The organism is Streptomyces sp. NPDC023527, assembly GCF_055560115.1.
Window position 1 is genome coordinate 172,941 of sequence record NZ_JBVHJJ010000008.1, and the last position, 15,552, is coordinate 188,492.

A 15,552-nucleotide genomic window follows, 5' to 3' on the forward strand; every position below is an offset into this window, starting at 1 on the left:
CCTCCGGTCCACCCGCACCGTGCGATCCGCCCTGCGGGCCGCGTCGTGCAAGTCCGGGGGCGGGCCGGTCACCAGCTGGTGACCGGCCCGCCCCGGGCGAAGGAAGCGACCGGCTCGGAAGGAATCGACCGGCTCAGAGGATGGGGAAGCCGCCGTAATATCCGCCGACCTGCTGGTGATAGTCCTTGTCGCCGTCGTGCCTGTCCCTGTCGAACTCGGGGGCGTCCTTGATCTCGGCCTTTGTCCGGCCCACGTAGATCTTCTCCTCCGAGGTATCGACACGAGTGATGGTTCCCACCGGAAGAAGCACGTGCTTGCCGAAGATCCATACTCCGGTGTCCACCACGATGTATGCCGAACCGGCTTCGTCCGAGTGCTTGTCGACCTTGCCGATATGACCATCCGTCGCCTCGACCTTGTATCCGGCCAGGCTGGTGCCCGCGACGTAGTTCGCGTTCGACTGGTAACCCCAGATGTTGTCACTCAACTGCTTGCTCCTTCATCCGTTCGGAAGTCACGAGAGGAGCACCTTCGACGAAATCCATCGGGATCCCGTGATCTCTTCTCATCGCCGCCGAGGTGCCCGGCTGCTCTACGGGACCGGCTTCCCGGGTCCGCGGAGAGCAAACCCCCGCCTCCTCCGGGAACGCCTTTTGGAAGGGGCGTCCGTGGGCAGGCGATTGGGTGACTCCGGCCGCGAAAATACCGGCGACCGAGAAGCGGGCATCAGACGCGGAAATGGGCCGGCGACGAAGAACGAAGGCAGGTGAGCGAGCGTGACCACACTTGGGAAGACGGAGCAGGGCGCGGCACAGCGGGTGGGTGTGCGGGCCTATACGGATGTCGAGCTGGCGAACAGGATCCTCGCGGCCCCGGACGCGGGACACAACCACTCGTCCCAGTTCTCTGTCGGTGCGTCGGCCGCTTATCAGTGGGCCGTCGGCCGCGCCGATCGATCGCCGGTCACCGGCGCGAGCACCCAAGGCGTACCCGACCTCGGCTCGCTGACCGCCGAAGTGGACTCGGCGGTGGTCCAATTGGCCGATCTCACCAGCCAGGGCGGGACCAGGGACTACATCCTGGGCGCACACGACGCTCTCGCGTGGGTCTGCGGATACAGCGACCAGCTTCCCTGACCCGCGTCCGCCCCGCGGCGGCCGGGCGACGGCGGCTGTTCGAGCTCAGGCGGCGGGCGTGGCACCGAAGGCGGTAGCGATGTCGCGGGCCGCACTTCCCCGCGGGCCCCATCCGGGACAGGGTGAGCCCTTCATGTGGCCCGGTGGCCGGCCGGTCCGCCGTCAGGCGGCCCGGGCCTGGCGGCGGTACCCGCCGGGGGCCTGGCCGTACTCGCGCTTGAACGCTTTCGCGAAGGCGAACTCGGAGCCGTATCCGGCCTGCGCGGCGACCGTGGTCAGCGGGGCGTCGGACTCACGCAGCAGCCGGGCCGCGGTCGTCATGCGCCAGCGGGTCAGATAGGCCATGGGCGGCTCCCCGACCAGCGCCGCGAACCGCCGGGCGAAGGCCGCGCGGGAGAGCCCGGCCCGCTCGGCCAGCGACTCGACGGTCCACTGGGCCGAGGGATCCTCGTGGATGGCCGCGAGCGCCGGGGCGACCGCCGAGTCGCCGAGCGCGGCGGCCCAGCCGTGGGCGGCCGCCGGAGGCTGGGCTTCCAGCCAGGCGCGCAGGATGTAGAGCAGCAGTGAGTCGATCAGCGTGGGGACGATGCCGGCCGAGCCGATGCGCGGGTTCTCCAGCTCCGCGCCGAGCAGTTGGACGGCGGCGCCGAGCTCGGGGTGGGAGCCGTGTCTCGTCCGCAGGTGGATCACCTCGGGAAGCTGCCGCACCAACGGGTGCGGCCGCCCCTGGTCCAAGTGGTAGTTGCCGCACAGCAGGCTGGTCAGCGCGCCGTCGCCGCCCACCCTCACCGAGCCGATCGGCGTTCCCGGGTGGAACTGCTCGGGCCGCTCCACCTCGGCCGGGGTGGACGGGTGGTCGGCGAGGATGTGGCCCCGGCCGTCGCGCAGGAAGACCACATCACCCGGGCTCAGCGCGATCGGCTCCGCCCCGCCGGGGGCGTCCTCCAACGGCACCAGCCAGCACGTGCCGTACAGCACCACATGGAAGCCCGCCCCGGCGACGGGCGGGAGCCGGAGCCCCCAGGGGGCTCGGCCGTCGGTGCGGACGGACGTGGGAAGCCCGGTCCGCATCGAGCTCAGCGCCTCGGTCAGGATGTCCACGCCGCTCACCCTACGGTCAGCACGACCTTGCCCTGCACCCGCCCGGAACCGACCAGTTCGTGCGCCTTGCCCGCCTCTTCGAGCGGGAACGTCTCCTGTACGTGGGGCCGGATCCGTCCCTCGTCGATCAGCTCGGCGATCGCCTCCAGGGAGGCGTAGTCGGGCTCGACCGACACCCCCGCGAAGTGCCGTCCGGCCGCCTCGGCCTCGGCCGCCAGCTCCTGGTTCCAGTGCTCCATGATGCTCACCAGCGTGCCGCCCCGCCGCAGCACGCTCAGCGAACGCGAGCCCTCGGCGCTCGAATCGAAGACGACGTCGAGGTCGCGCACCGCGTCCGTGAAGTCGGTGACCCGGTAGTCGATCACCTCGTCCGCCCCGAGGCTCCGTACGAACTCGTGCCGCGCCTCACTGGCCAGCGCGATCACATGCGCCCCGCGCGCCTTCGCCATCTGCACCGCGAAGTGGCCGACTCCCCCGGCGGCGCGGTGGATCAGCACGCGGTCGCCGGCCTTCACCCGCGCCGCGTCCACCAGCCCCTGCCACGCCGTCAGCGCGGCCAGCGGCACGGCGGCGGCCTGCACATGGTCGAGCGAGGCGGGCTTACGGGCGACCTGCCGCGAGGGCGCGGCGACGTACTCGGCGTACCCGGTCGCGGCGCGCGGGAAGAACGGCATCCCGTAGACCTCGTCCCCCACCTTGAACCGGGCTCCCGGGCCGGCCTCCTCCACGACGCCGGAGATGTCCCATCCCACTCCGAAGCTCGGCTCGCCCAGCAGCGGGTAGGCGCCCGACCTGACGGCGACGTCCACGGGGTTCACGCCGCTCGCCCGAACCCGGATGAGCACCTCGCCGCCGAGGGGCTCGGGCCGGTCGATCTCGACGGTCTCCAGGACCTCGGGGCCGCCGAAGGAATTCTGGACAACAGCACGCACGGGAGCTCTCCCTTGTCGTTCGGGCTTCTTGATGCACCCAACGTTAGAGAGATCGAATGAGCCGCGTAATGGCCTGCCGTCTTCGAAACATGTCCCATCGTCTTCCGGCCCGGTGCTCTCGGCCGTCCTCGCGAGGCGTCCGGCCGATCGGCGGCGCCTCGCGCCCCGGTGCGGGGATGTCGCCGAAGCGGACGAGCCCATACTGACCGCATGGCATTGAGCTGGAAACTGGTCATCGACAGCACGGACGCGGCCGCCCTCGCGGACTTCTGGGCCGCCGCCTTGGACTACGAGGTGGAGGATCCCAGCCCCCTCGTCGAGGGTTTGCTGGCCGCCGGCCGGATCGGCGAGGACGCGGTCGTCGAGCACCGCGGCCGCAAGACCTTCCGCGGCTACGCGGCGATCCGCCACCCCGAGGATCCGTTCGACGGGACCAGCGGCATCGGCCGCGGCCGACGGCTGCTCTTCCAGGACGTACCGGAGCACAAGTCCGGCAAGAACCGCCTGCACCTCGACGTCCACAGCGAGCCCGGCGACCGCGACAAGCTGGTGGCCCGGCTGGAAGCCCTGGGGGCGACCCGCGTCCGCGAGGTCGACAAGGGCCCGGCCGGGCACTGGTGGATCATGCGGGACCCGGAAGGCAACGAGTTCTGCGTGGCGTAGGACGGGACCGCTGGGAGCCGGTTAGCCACGGATCAGGTCCGCGCCAGGTGGTCGGCGGCCGACTCCGCCAAGGTGCGGATCGCCGGGTGCCAGGGGCGGGCACTCGGTCCGGTCAGTACGAGGCGGCGCGAGGTCCGGGGCTCCAGCGGCAGCAGGACGAGGTCGGGGGGAATGACGGAGCGGGAGACCTCGGACAGCACGGTCACGCCGATTCCGGCCTGCACCATGCTGATCAGGGTCGCCAGGTCCCGTACCCGGTGAGTGGGTGCGAAGCGCAGCCCGGCCAGGCTGTGGATCGTACGGATGCGGGTTTCGCAGCTGTTGGGTGAGATCAGGAACTGGTCGTCCTCCAGGTCGCGGATGTCGACGTGCGGTTCGCCCGCCAAGGGGTGGTCCCGGGGCAGCAGGGCCCGGTAGGAGTCCGTGGCGAGCTGGATGCCGGGGCCGGGCGGCGGGTCGATCAGTACGGCGGCGTCGGCCGTCCCGTCCCGCAGCCACGCCGAGACTTCGCCGCTGTCGCCCTCGAAGACCCGCACGGTGACCCGTGGTTGCTCCGCGCGCCAGTGCCGGAGCAGGCCGGGGATCAGCCCGTGGCAGACCGTCGGTGTGGCGGCCAGCCGCACGGTGCCGGTCATGGTCTCGGCGGCTTCTGCCGCGATCCGCTCCACGGAGCGGGCCGCCGACAGCGCGATGCGGGCGTGCGGCAGGACCCGCTCCCCGAGCGCGGTGGTCCGCACCGGGGTGGCGCGGACCAACAGCGGGGCGGCCAGCTCGCGTTCCAGGGAGGCGACGGCGTGCGACACCGCCGACTGGCTCAGGCCCAGTTCGGCGGCGGCCGCACTGAAACCGCCCGCGTCGACGACGGCGAGGAAAGCCCTCAGCTGGGGAAGATTCACGGTCATGCGTCGGCCTCATATACCTATGACACGTATGCGTTGGATCTATGGTGCCAGGTCGGTGACGCTTGCCCGGTGCCGCCGACTCCGGCGGCGACAACCCCCAGCGTGCCGAGGAGAGCCATGCCGTACTTCCGGGTCACCGTGACCGACACCGACCTCTCTGCCGACGTCCAGCGCGACCTCGCCGAGGGCCTGACCGGGCTGGCGGTCTCCGTGTTGCGCAAGGCGGCCGCGCGGACCATCGTCCACATCGACGTGGTTCCGCCCGGCAGCTATTACATCGACGGCCGCCCCCTGGCCGGCGGACGCGACGCGCACATCGAGGCGAGCATCACCGCCGGCACGAACAGCGCCGCGGAGAAGTCCGCCTTCATCGCCAGGGCCGGTGAGCTGCTGTCGGACGTGCTCGGCCCGCTTCCCCGGGCCGGCGTCGCCCTGCACGAGCTGCACCCCGAGAGCTACGGCTACAACGGGGTGACCCAATTCGACTACTACCGCCGGTCCGGGGACGTCCCGGCCGTCCCGGCCGCCGGCTGAGCCGCGCCGACTCGGACGGGCACTACGGCCACGCCACCCACCGGCATCCGACGCGTGGGCGGGGAGAGGGCGGATGACCCATGTGCCTGGGTCATCGGGGGGTCGAAGCTCTGGTTGTCCGGATCCGGCGGGCAGCGGTCGGCACCGCGGCCTCGCCGGGTCCCATCCACCGAGGAAGGAAACACCCATGAAGAGCAAGCGCGTCTCCCTCGCCGTCGTCGGACTCGCGGCCGTCGCGGCCTCGATGACGGGCGCCGGCATCTCCCAGGCCGTCGAAGGCGGCGCCCACGCGTCGCGGTCGGTCGCGGCCGTCGTCTCGCACGTGAACCAGGCGCCCGCCGACCTGCCGGTCCACCGGGGGAAGTACTGGACCCGCGGGGGCTGCATGGAGGCCGGCCAGGAAGGGGTCGACCGCGGTCACTGGTCGCAGTTCCAGTGCGCCAACGGTCCGGTCTTCTGGAATCTGTGGACCGACCGCTGAGGGTGGGATGACGAGCCGTCCTGCCCGAGGGGGATGACAGAGCGGGGGCGGCCTTTCGGCAGGCGTGTGTCGCCTGCCGAAAGGCCGGGGCTCTCCCCCGGGCGCGCGGCTCAGCCCGTTCCCAGGCCCGCGTCGCGGGCCCGCACGATCGCCGTGGCGCGGTCGTGGACCTGGAGCTTGGCGAAGATCGAGCCGACGTGGTTGCGTACGGTTTTGTCCGCCACGAACAGCCGCTGCGCGATCTGCCGGTAGCTCAGCCCGGCGGCCAGGAGGTCGAGGATCTCGCGTTCCCTGGCCGTGAGCGTCGGGAACGCCTCCTTGGCGGAGGCGCTGCCGAACGCGGCGAACAGGGCCCCGAGCCGTTCGGCCATCCGGGGGCTGAAGACGGCCCCTCCCCGGCCGACGGTGTGCAGCGCGTGCAGGATCTCCTCGCGGACGGCGCCCTTGAGGAGGTAACCGCGCGCCCCGGCCCGCATGGCCGCCAGCAGGTTGTCGTCGTCCTCGGACATCGTCATGACCAGGACGCGCAGGTCGGGGTGGCGTCCGCGGAGCTGTCGGGTGGTCTCGATCCCGGACTGCCCCGGCAGTCCGAGGTCCATGACGACAAGGTCGGGAGTGGTACGGGCGGCTTCGGTGAGGGCTTCCTCGCCGGTGGCGGCCTGGGCCACCACCGTGAAGCCCTCGTCCAGGTCGACCGCGGCCGCGAGACCTTCCCGGAAGAGGGGATGGTCGTCGACCAGCAGCACACGCCAGGGGCGCTCCTTGTCGGCACCGTCAGTCGCTTCGCTCATCGTCATCCTTCTGGGTCGTCGGGCCGGGGTGCGATGGGCAGGGTGGCGCCGACCGTCGTGCCGTCCGGGCCGCTGGTGATGGTGGTGGTGCCGCCGATCTCCTCGGCGCGTTCGACGACCGAGGCCAGGCCGGTGCCGGGCACGACGGCGGTGTCGAATCCCGAGCCGTCGTCGGTGACCGTGACCGTCAGCGCCGTCGGAACGGCGTCGAAGGCGACCGCCACGCGGCGGGCCCTGGCGTGACGGACGGCGTTGGTCACCGCCTCGGCGGCGATGCGGTAGGCGGCGGTCTCCACGCCGGGCGCCAGGGCGGGCAGCGGAGTGCGCGGCCCGGTCACCGTCACGCGTACGTCTTCGGTGGTGAGCCGGTGCGCGAGCGTCCGGGTGGCGTCGAGGAGGCCGTGCTCCACCAGCGCCGCGGGCGTCAGTCCCGCCGTGATGCGCCGCACTTCGGCCAGCGCCTCACCGAGACCTTCGGCGGCCATACGCAAGTGCGCCGTGGCCGCGGAGGACGGCGGGCCGCACGCCTGGGCGGTGCCCAGCCACAGCTGTGCGGCCGCCAGTTGGGGGCCGAGGCCGTCGTGGATCTCACGGCGCAGCCGGCGGCGCTCCTCCTCGCGGGCGAGCACCAGGCGTTCGCGGGCCGCCTGCGCCTCCTCGCCCAGGCGCAGGGCTGCCAGCGCCGGGCCGGCCTGGTCGGCGAGCAGCGACAGCAGGTCGCCGTCGCGTTCGGCGGGTGTGCTCGTACCGCCGCGTGCCACCTCCAGGCGGCCCACCACCTGGCCGTGGTGGCGCAGGACGAAGACCTGCTTCGGGTCGGTCACGGGGGCGCCGACGGCGGCGAGCCACCGGGGCCCCGAGCGGGTGTCGACGCCGATGGTCGCGCCGGCCAGCCCCAGGTCCTCCACCGCGCTGCGGCAGATCTGTTCGGGTACGTGGCCGGGGTGCGGGGCCTGTCGCAGCCGTACGGCCAGGGCCCGCATGGCCTCGTACGGCCGGGCGCGCGGTCCGTAGAAGGCCCGCTCCACCGCCAGGGAGGTGCGCAGTACGACGGGCCGTACGGTCCAGCCGGCCACCAGCGCGATCCCCGCGGCGACGACCACCGTCACGCTGCGGGCCGCCGGCAGGGTCGCCCACGCGGCCACGGCGGCGCAGACGGCCGCGGCGGCCAGGGCGGTGAGCACGAACGCGCCGGCCAGCCGGTGGCTGGTGACACGCTCCAGCCTCCACATGCCACCGCGGGCCGCCGCCAGGCAGATCACGGCGACCCACACCGCGCTGCCCGCCGCACGGGCCGCGACGGTCCAGCTCTCGCCCCACACGTCCGACAACAGCAGGCAGACACAGGCCGGGTAGGCCACGGCCAGCAGCGCCCACACGCGCCGGCCGTCCCCGGCGGGCTCCCGGAGGGCGCGGCGGACGAGGCCGGCCGTCACCACCAGGGTCACGGCCCGGCTCACCCAGTCCACGGCCTCCTCGCTCGGGTCCAGCAACCCCATGGCCCACTCGCTGGCGGGCGTCCCGGACCACGGGCTGGGAAACGGGTGCGAGCCGGGTGTGCCCAGCGCCCACAGCGCTCCGTATCCCAGGCAGACGGCTCCGGCGCCCACGATGACGCCCCATCGGCCCCGGCGGGACGTCGCGTCGTGGAGGAAGCACAGGGGCATGAGCAGCACGGTCAGGGGGTGGCCGGCGATCCCGGTGGCCGCCAGCAGGATCATGGCGGCGGCGACCGGCACCGGTTCGCTGCCGAGGAACGCGAACAGGTCGAACACGGCGGACGGCACGAGCCACACCGCCCCCGCCGCCAGCAGCAGTCCGCCCATCCGATGCCCGGAGGGGTCGGCGAGCAGCAGCACCGCGACCACGCAGAGGGGAAGGCCGACGACCAGGCGGGTCACCTCCGCGGACGCCTGTGGCGCGGAGTAGTTGACGGCGAGCCACTGGTCTCCGGCCAGGAACAGCACGACGGTGAGCTTCACCAGCAGGACGGCGAACAGCAGGGCCGCGGCCGTGCCCGCCACGCGCACCGCCCGGCCGTGCGACCGGACGGCGACCGCGACCGGGTCCGGGCTCATCGCACCCAGAGGTCGTAGGGGTCGACTCCGAGCCAGCTGGAGGGAAGGCACCGGTACTGCGCCCACCGCTTGGCGCGCCTGCCGTCCTCACCCGCCTCTTGGCAGCCCTGCTTCGAGTGGTGGGTGGCGATGTACTTCCAGGATCCGTCGTACGTCAGGGACCGCCGGGAGCCCTCGTACGTCCGGCCGTCGCTCGCCGCGGCCTCCCCCACCAGCAGGACCACCACCGCCACGGCGGCGGCCAGCACCGCCAGGGAGACCCGGAACCGTCCAGGTGAACAGCGCATTCTCTCTCCTCGATCGGACAGGTGGCGGCTCCGGTGAGCATCACCTGAGCCGCCACCTGTGACACGCGCTGGTCAACGAGTCGGTGATCCCCCTCGTTGCGGGTCGCCGGGGCGGTCGGGCCGCCGGAGCGCCGGTGGCAACCGCGGCGCGGCCGCCGGATCCCGCGTGGGGTTGCGGGTGCTCAGGAGGTGGGAACCTGCTGAGCACGGGCGCTACGGGCGCCGCGCGCGTCGCGGAGGTAGAGCAGTCCCGCGCAGACGATGATCCATGCGGCCAGGACGGCGATGCCGCGCCCCAGGCCGTCGTTGTGGAAGTACGCCAGTCCCTGGACGGCGCGCACACCGGCGCCGACGGGCAGGACTCCGGAGAGCGGGTGCAGCCAGCCGGGCAGGTAGGGGGCGGGCATGACGCCGCCGCTGGTGGCGTTGCCGAGGGTCAGCAGAACGACCGAGGCCAGTCCGGCGCCCGCCGATCCGGCCCACCTGATGAACACCATGGTCGCGCCGCCCGCCGCCATGGCCATCAGCGCGGTGATCCCGGCGATGCCGACGAAGGAGCCGGGCAGGGCGCCGAATCCGGTGCTGCCCGCGAGGAGGGCGATGATGATCCCGCCCAGGACGCCGAAGAGCGCGAGGCTGGCCATGCGCTGCCGGAAGCGCAGGGCGGGAGCGGCCTGGTAGGTCATCATGCCGAAGAGGTAGCCGGCGAGGACCAGTCCGAAGGCCGCGTAGAAGATCGACAGGCCGCGGGTGTCACCGGAGGACGCCGGGAGGACGTCCTCCTGGGCGAGCCGGTGCCCGCTCGCCCCGGCGGCGTGGCCGAAGGCTCCGGTGAGGGTGCCGGTGACGGAGGGCCCGTTGGCGCCCGCGTACAGCAGCTTCGGGGCGTCGTGGCCGTGGCCGGTGAGGTAGGCGGCGTAGACGTGGCGGTGTTCGACGGCGTCCCGGGCGGCGTTCTCGTCCGCGTAGGGCCGTACGTCGAAGCCTCCGGAAAGGGCGGATTCCAGCCCCTCCTCGACCCGGTGGGTCTCCTGCTGCGTGCCCACGACGGCGACGGGAAGGTCGTGCGGTCGGGGGGCGTGGAACGCGGCGAGGTAGACGCTCACGAAGATCGTGCCGATGGCGAGGACGACGGCCACCGGGAGGAGGACGCCCTTCAGGCCGCCCTTCGGGTGCTGTGGCGGTGCGGGATCCGGTATGTCGGGGTGCGAGGAGACCGGCCGCGGCCGGGTGGGGGTCGAGGAGGTGGGGAGTGACATGAGGACCATCCAAACTTGTAAGCTGCCTTACAACAGTAGCAGCAGTCATAAGGCGCCTTACAAGTGGTGGTCCCCATGAATGATCCGTTCTCCTACACCGGCTACCTCGCGTGGCAGTTCTCCCAGGCCATGGGCGCCCGCCTGGAGAAGGAGCTCCGCGCCCTGGACCTGACCCTGGCGCAGCACAACGTGCTGCGGAGCGCCCTCCGCGAGCCCGGCATCTCCAGCGCCGAGGCCGCCCGCCGCGCCGGCATCACGGCCCAGTCCATGGGGGCCGCGGTGAACGGGCTGGTCGACCGGGGGCTGATGGAGCGCCGCCCGCACGCCACCAACCGCCGCGTGCTGCGCCTGTACGTCACCGACGACGGCCGGGGCGTGGCGGAGCAGGCGACGACCGTCGTCGCCCGGGTGAACGACGACGCCCTGACCGTCCTCTCCCCCGAGGAACGGGCGACCGCGCACAGCCTCCTGCGCCGCCTGGTCGAACACCTCAACCCGGACGCCCTGCCGCCTTCGCCCTGACGCCGGGGCATGCGCGGTGCCAGCGCTGGGTGGCCAGGTCGAGCTGGGTCTGCTGCAACCGCGCCAGGTGGCGCAGACCGGCGATGGCTCTGGCGCAGGTGACCCAGCGCGTCAGGTTCCTGGAGACGGCGACCTTCGGGGCGCGGATAGAGCTGATGCCGCTGGGCGTCGGGCGGCTGGCGCACCACGCCGGTCACCATCCCGCCCTGTCCGACGGCTCCGCCGCGTCCGGCGAGTCCGCCGAGTCCGGTCGGCACGTGCTCTTCCTGCGGATCGGCGCCTTCATCGTCGAGCACCTGCGGGACCCCGCCCTCGGCCCGGAAGCCATCGCCTCGGCCCACCGCATCTCCCTCCGGTACCTGCACCGCGTCTTCCAGCAGAACGGCACCACGCCCAGGGCCTCCATCAGGCGGCAGCGGCTGGACCGCTGCCGCAAGGACCTGGCCGATCCCGGTCCGGACCACCTCACGATCCGCACCATCGCCACGCGCTGGGGGTATCCCCAGCCCGACAGCTTCTCCCGCGCCTTCCGCACGGACACAGGCATGTCCCCCAGCGAATACCGCGCCACCATGCGCGGGGCGTGACGCACGCGGCACCGCACGGGTTATCCGGGTGCGACGTCGAAGCGGGCCGCGCAACGCCTCCCCCGCCCCCAGCACGTCATGCCGCCCCCGGACAACAGCACATCCCTCTGGAGCACTGAGCAGCAGATGAGCAGCGACCCCGCCGACCCGCCGACTCCCCCGCCCACCGCTTCCCCCGACGGGCCGGCCGTCTCCCGCGCCGAGTTCGACTCGCTCTTCGCGACGCTCCGTACGTGGGGCCGCTGGGCGGCCGCCGACCGGGGTGCCTGGAACCGGGTGACCGCGGACCATGTCCGGCGGGCCGCCGCCCTGGTCCGGTCCGGGACCGTCGTCCCGATGGCGCGACCGTGGGACACCACGCCCGCAGCGGACAACAACAAGCCCGCCCTGCGCTACATGTCCGACCTCGGCGACGTCGAGGCGCCCGAGCCCTCCACCCACAAGGACTTCATCGGCGTCGACTACCACGGCAAAGGCGTCAGCCACCTGGACGCCCTGTCCCATATCGCCTACCGCGGGCAGCTCTACGACGGCGGTACGGCGCGGGAGCTCGTCGGGGCCGGCGGTGCCCGCTTCGGCGCCGTCTCGGCGCTCGGCCCGCTGGTGACCAAAGGCGTGCTCCTCGACCTCCCCGCCGTGCTGGGGCACCCCTGGCTGGAGCCCGGACAGGCTGTGCACGCCGCGGATGTCGCGACCGCGGAGACCGCGCTCGACGTCGAGATCGGTGAGGGGGACGCGGTGCTGCTGCGGGTCGGCCGGTTCCGCCGCCGCCGGGAGCTGGGCGCCTGGGACCTCGACGCGGCGAGCGCGGGCCTCCACGTGGACGCCATGCCCCTGCTGGCCGAGCGCGGCATCGCCCTGCTCGGCGGCGACGGCGACAACGACGTACGGCCCTCGCCGGTCGAGGGCGTGCACTCCCCGGTCCACGCGCTCGCCATCGCCGCGATGGGAGTGCCGCTGCTGGACAACCTGGACCTGGAAGCGCTCTCCGCCGCCTGCGCCGGGACGGGCCGTTACGAGTTCCTGCTCCTCGTAGCCCCCTTGAACGTACCGGGCGGTACGGGATCGCCCGTCACCCCGGTCGCGGTCCTGTGACGGTCACACCACCCGGGGCCACGTGAACCACGTACGGTACCGAACCGCCACCGTCGGCAATCGACACCGCTATGTCGACAAAGTTCTAAACTGAGAACGACAGTGCGGCCGCTCCGACCCGCGGCCGGCCATAGCCGCACGTACCCGCACGTACCCGCGAGGGAAGTGATCCGGATGGGGCTCGTGGCAGAGGACATCGGCCCCGCGCTCGCCCGTGAGCGATTCCTCCGCGACGGGTCGGTCGAGGGGTCCGTGCGAAGCCCGATCCTGAACTCCTGGCAGCGCAGCCGAGCGCTGGGGCTCTCACCGGATGGAAGCGAGCTTCCCTTCACGGAGGACCTCGATCTGGACGGCCGTCTCGTCCGCGCGGCCGGGCCGGTACTGGACCGGCTCGAGTCCGTGTTCGCGGGCAAGAACATGAACGTGTGCCTGGCGGACGGGCACGGTGCGGTGCTGCAACGCCGTTTCGGCAAAGCCTCCATGGTCAGGCAGCTGGCCCCGATCCAGACCGTCCCGGGCTTCGTGTTCGCCGAGAGGTTCGCCGGGACCAACGGCATCGGCCTGGCACTCGCGGAGAGGCAGCTGATCAATGTCTACGGCGCCGAGCACTTCGCCGAGCGCGCCCAGTCGAACGCCTGCGCGGCGATTCCCCTCCGGGATCTGCTCAGCGGGCGCATAGAGGGGGTCCTCTGCTTCGGATATCCGCGCACCGACGCGGATGTGGCGCTGAACGCCGTGATCCGCAGGGCGGCCGGGGCCATCGAACGGCGGCTGCTGGAACAGAGCTCGGCGCGCGAGCGCGCCCTGCTCCAGGCGTACCTCGATACCAGGCGCCACATGCCGGCCGGCGAAACGACCGGCGATGCGAGCGGCAACGGCCAGATGGGCGAGCTCGCCGCGAGCGGCCTGGACTGGCGTGACCGGATGGTCCTGGAGGAGAAGGCCACCGAGCTGATCTCCTCGGCCCAGCGGGCCGCCGTCGAGGTGTCCCTCCCCGGCGGTCGGCGGGTCACGCTGCTGAGCCGCCCGCTGACGAGCTCCTCCGGGGTGGAGGGCATCGCCATCGAGGCGGTCCTGCCCTCACGGCATCAACGCCTCGCCGTCCCCATCGAAGCCGCCGCGTCCGCCGAAGCCGGCGCGTCCCCCGAAACCGGTGCGTCCCCCGGCCTCCTGGAGCAGCGGACCTTCGCCCCCATCGCCCCGCCCCTCACCCCGCCGCCCGGGCACCTCCCCGGCACCGTACGCACCGCACCCACCCGAGCCGCCACCACGGCCCCCTCACCTGGCACACCCACCGTCCCCGGCACCCCTGGCCCCACCGACGACGGCGCGACCAGCGGGCTGGTGCTGCTGGGCGAGCCGGGCGTGGGGAGGTACGCGGTGGCGGCCCGGCGGCGCCTGGAGCTGTTGTCGGAGGCGAGCACCCGCATCGGCACCACCTTGGACGTGAGCCGCACCGCCCTCGAACTCGCCGAGATGGCCGTCCCGCGCCTGGCCGACTACGTCACCATCGACCTGCCCGCGGCGGTCCTGCGCGGTGACGAGCCGACCGACCCCCGCAAGGACCTGCACCGGACGGTGGTCCACGGCATCGACGAGGACTGCCCGTTCTACCCCGCCGGTGAGCGGGTCGACCTCAAGGCGACCACACCACAGCTCCGCTGTCTGACGGGCGGGGAGACCGTACTGGAGCCCGACCTGAGGGCTGCCTCCGGCTGGATCTCCCAGGATGCCGTGCGCGCCGAGCGCCTCCTCGCGCACGGCGTCCACTCCCTCATCACCGTCCCGCTCCTCGCCCGGGGCATCGTCCTGGGCATAGCGAGCTTCTACCGCGCGCGGGACCCCGCCCCGTTCGGGGACGACGACCGTTCGCTGGCCCAGGAACTCGCCACACGCGCTGCCATCTGCGTCGACAACGCCCGCCGGTACACCCGCGAACACGCCATGGTCCTCGCCCTCCAGCACAGTCTGCTGCCGCAGGGCTTCCCCGAGCAGAGCGCCGTCGACGTGGCGCACCTCTATATGCCCGCCGAATCAGGCGTCGGCGGGGACTGGTTCGACGTCATTCCCCTCTCCAGCACCCGCGTCGCCCTCGTGGTCGGCGATGTCGTCGGCCATGGGCTGCACGCCGCCGCCACCATGGGCCGGTTGCGTACCGCCGCGCGCAACTTCGCCGAGCTGGACCTCCCCCCGGACGAAGTCCTCACGCACCTCGACAATCTCGTGGGGCGCCTCGACCGGGAGGAATGCGGCGAGGACGCCTCCGCCGGCATGACCGGCATCATCGGTGCCACCTGCCTGTACGCCATCTACGACCCCACCTCCCAGCAGTGCGTCATGGCCCGGGCCGGCCACTGCCCACCCGCGCTGGTCCACCCCGACGGCACGGTCGTCTTCCCCGATCTGCCCGCCGGCCCGCCGCTGGGGCTGGGCGGCCTCCCCTTCGAGACCGCCGAATTCCACCTCGCCGAAGGCAGTCAGCTGGTCCTCTACACCGACGGGCTCATCGAGGACCGCCGCCGCGACTTCGACACGGCCGTGCAACAACTGCGCGAGGCCCTGTCCCACCCGAACCGCCCACCCGAGGAGACCTGCCAGGCGGTTCTGCGGAGCGTGGTGCCCGACCACCCTTCCGACGACATCGCCCTGCTCGTCGCCCGTACCCACACCCTGGACCCGGACCGGATCGCCACCTGGACCCTGCCCGCCGACCCGGCGGTGGTCTCCTCCCTCCGCCGCTCCGTCACCGAGCGGCTGGCCGAGTGGGGGCTGGACGAAGTCGGCTTCTCCACCGAGCTGCTGCTCAGCGAGCTGGTCACCAACGCGATCCGGTACGGCAGCGGTCCCATTCGGGTACGCCTGCTCCACGACCGCACGCTGACCTGCGAGGTCGCCGACGCCAGCAGCACCTCCCCGCATCTGCGCCACGCCGCCACCACCGACGAGGGCGGCCGCGGCCTGTTCCTCGTCGCCCAGCTCTCGCAGTCCTGGGGTACGCGCTACACCGCCGACGGCAAGGTCATCTGGGCCGAGTGCGTTCTGGAGGTGCCCGGAGGAAAGCTCGCCGCGGTCGAGGGTTATCCGAGTGTCGACGACATCGACGACATTCCCGCGATCTGACGGCTCATCCGGCATAGCGGTCGAAACGGGTCGTAGCATGACGGAAACGCGGTAGCCGGTCCTG

At 72.5% G+C, this 15,552-nt stretch carries 16 protein-coding genes; 8 read left to right on the forward strand and 8 right to left on the reverse strand.

The window, feature by feature from the left end:
- Positions 1-133 precede the first annotated feature (133 nt).
- Positions 134-487, reverse strand: a complete 354-nt coding sequence (locus ACZ303_RS17885) for a PRC-barrel domain containing protein (RefSeq protein WP_467339937.1) — start codon at positions 485-487, stop codon at positions 134-136.
- 289 nt (positions 488-776) lie between these two features.
- On the opposite strand from ACZ303_RS17885, the gene ACZ303_RS17890 reads away from it, so the two are divergent.
- Complete coding sequence (locus ACZ303_RS17890; protein WP_467339939.1) at positions 777-1,136, forward strand: hypothetical protein; 360 nt, start codon at positions 777-779, stop codon at positions 1,134-1,136.
- A gap of 162 nt (positions 1,137-1,298) precedes the next feature.
- On the opposite strand, the gene ACZ303_RS17895 is transcribed toward ACZ303_RS17890, so the two are convergent.
- Positions 1,299-2,237: an AraC family transcriptional regulator gene (locus ACZ303_RS17895; protein WP_467339941.1), complete on the reverse strand. Its 939-nt coding sequence runs from the start codon at positions 2,235-2,237 to the stop codon at positions 1,299-1,301.
- Between the two features lie 5 nt (positions 2,238-2,242).
- Complete coding sequence (locus ACZ303_RS17900; protein ID WP_467339943.1) at positions 2,243-3,169, reverse strand: NADP-dependent oxidoreductase; 927 nt, start codon at positions 3,167-3,169, stop codon at positions 2,243-2,245.
- A gap of 210 nt (positions 3,170-3,379) precedes the next feature.
- On the opposite strand from ACZ303_RS17900, the gene ACZ303_RS17905 reads away from it, so the two are divergent.
- A complete protein-coding gene (locus ACZ303_RS17905) occupies positions 3,380-3,832 on the forward strand; it encodes a VOC family protein (protein WP_467339944.1) in 453 nt (150 codons plus the stop codon).
- 32 nt (positions 3,833-3,864) lie between these two features.
- On the opposite strand, the gene ACZ303_RS17910 is transcribed toward ACZ303_RS17905, so the two are convergent.
- Complete coding sequence (locus ACZ303_RS17910; RefSeq protein WP_467339946.1) at positions 3,865-4,734, reverse strand: LysR family transcriptional regulator; 870 nt, start codon at positions 4,732-4,734, stop codon at positions 3,865-3,867.
- Between the two features lie 117 nt (positions 4,735-4,851).
- On the opposite strand from ACZ303_RS17910, the gene ACZ303_RS17915 reads away from it, so the two are divergent.
- Positions 4,852-5,268 carry a tautomerase family protein gene (locus tag ACZ303_RS17915; protein WP_467339948.1) on the forward strand — a complete coding sequence of 139 codons (417 nt, stop codon included), beginning with the start codon at positions 4,852-4,854 and terminating at the stop codon, positions 5,266-5,268.
- A 187-nt stretch (positions 5,269-5,455) separates the two neighbouring features.
- Positions 5,456-5,749, forward strand: coding sequence for a hypothetical protein (locus ACZ303_RS17920; RefSeq protein ID WP_467339950.1), 294 nt, complete (start codon positions 5,456-5,458; stop codon positions 5,747-5,749).
- 110 nt (positions 5,750-5,859) lie between these two features.
- Here ACZ303_RS17920 and ACZ303_RS17925 read toward each other — a convergent pair whose 3' ends face one another.
- From ACZ303_RS17925 to ACZ303_RS17940, 4 genes are all read right to left on the reverse strand, one after another.
- A complete protein-coding gene (locus ACZ303_RS17925; RefSeq protein WP_467339951.1) occupies positions 5,860-6,540 on the reverse strand; it encodes a response regulator in 681 nt (226 codons plus the stop codon).
- A 2-nt stretch (positions 6,541-6,542) separates the two neighbouring features.
- Positions 6,543-8,618 carry a histidine kinase gene (locus ACZ303_RS17930; RefSeq protein WP_467339953.1) on the reverse strand — a complete coding sequence of 692 codons (2,076 nt, stop codon included), beginning with the start codon at positions 8,616-8,618 and terminating at the stop codon, positions 6,543-6,545.
- Positions 8,615-8,905, reverse strand: coding sequence for a hypothetical protein (locus ACZ303_RS17935; RefSeq protein ID WP_467339955.1), 291 nt, complete (start codon positions 8,903-8,905; stop codon positions 8,615-8,617). Before ACZ303_RS17935 ends, ACZ303_RS17930 begins: the two co-directional genes overlap by 4 nt.
- A gap of 182 nt (positions 8,906-9,087) precedes the next feature.
- Positions 9,088-10,164, reverse strand: a complete 1,077-nt coding sequence (locus tag ACZ303_RS17940; protein ID WP_467339957.1) for an ABC transporter permease — start codon at positions 10,162-10,164, stop codon at positions 9,088-9,090.
- Positions 10,165-10,239: 75 nt separating this feature from the next.
- On the opposite strand from ACZ303_RS17940, the gene ACZ303_RS17945 reads away from it, so the two are divergent.
- From ACZ303_RS17945 to ACZ303_RS17960, 4 genes are all read left to right on the forward strand, one after another.
- Complete coding sequence (locus tag ACZ303_RS17945) at positions 10,240-10,686, forward strand: MarR family winged helix-turn-helix transcriptional regulator (protein WP_467339959.1); 447 nt, start codon at positions 10,240-10,242, stop codon at positions 10,684-10,686.
- A gap of 83 nt (positions 10,687-10,769) precedes the next feature.
- Positions 10,770-11,273, forward strand: a complete 504-nt coding sequence (locus ACZ303_RS17950) for a helix-turn-helix transcriptional regulator (protein WP_467339961.1) — start codon at positions 10,770-10,772, stop codon at positions 11,271-11,273.
- Positions 11,274-11,399: 126 nt separating this feature from the next.
- Positions 11,400-12,368, forward strand: coding sequence for a cyclase family protein (locus ACZ303_RS17955; protein WP_467339963.1), 969 nt, complete (start codon positions 11,400-11,402; stop codon positions 12,366-12,368).
- Positions 12,369-12,542: 174 nt separating this feature from the next.
- The gene (locus ACZ303_RS17960; RefSeq protein WP_467339964.1) at positions 12,543-15,488 is read left to right on the forward strand and encodes a SpoIIE family protein phosphatase; all 2,946 of its coding nucleotides are present in this window, start codon (positions 12,543-12,545) and stop codon (positions 15,486-15,488) included.
- Positions 15,489-15,552 lie beyond the last annotated feature (64 nt).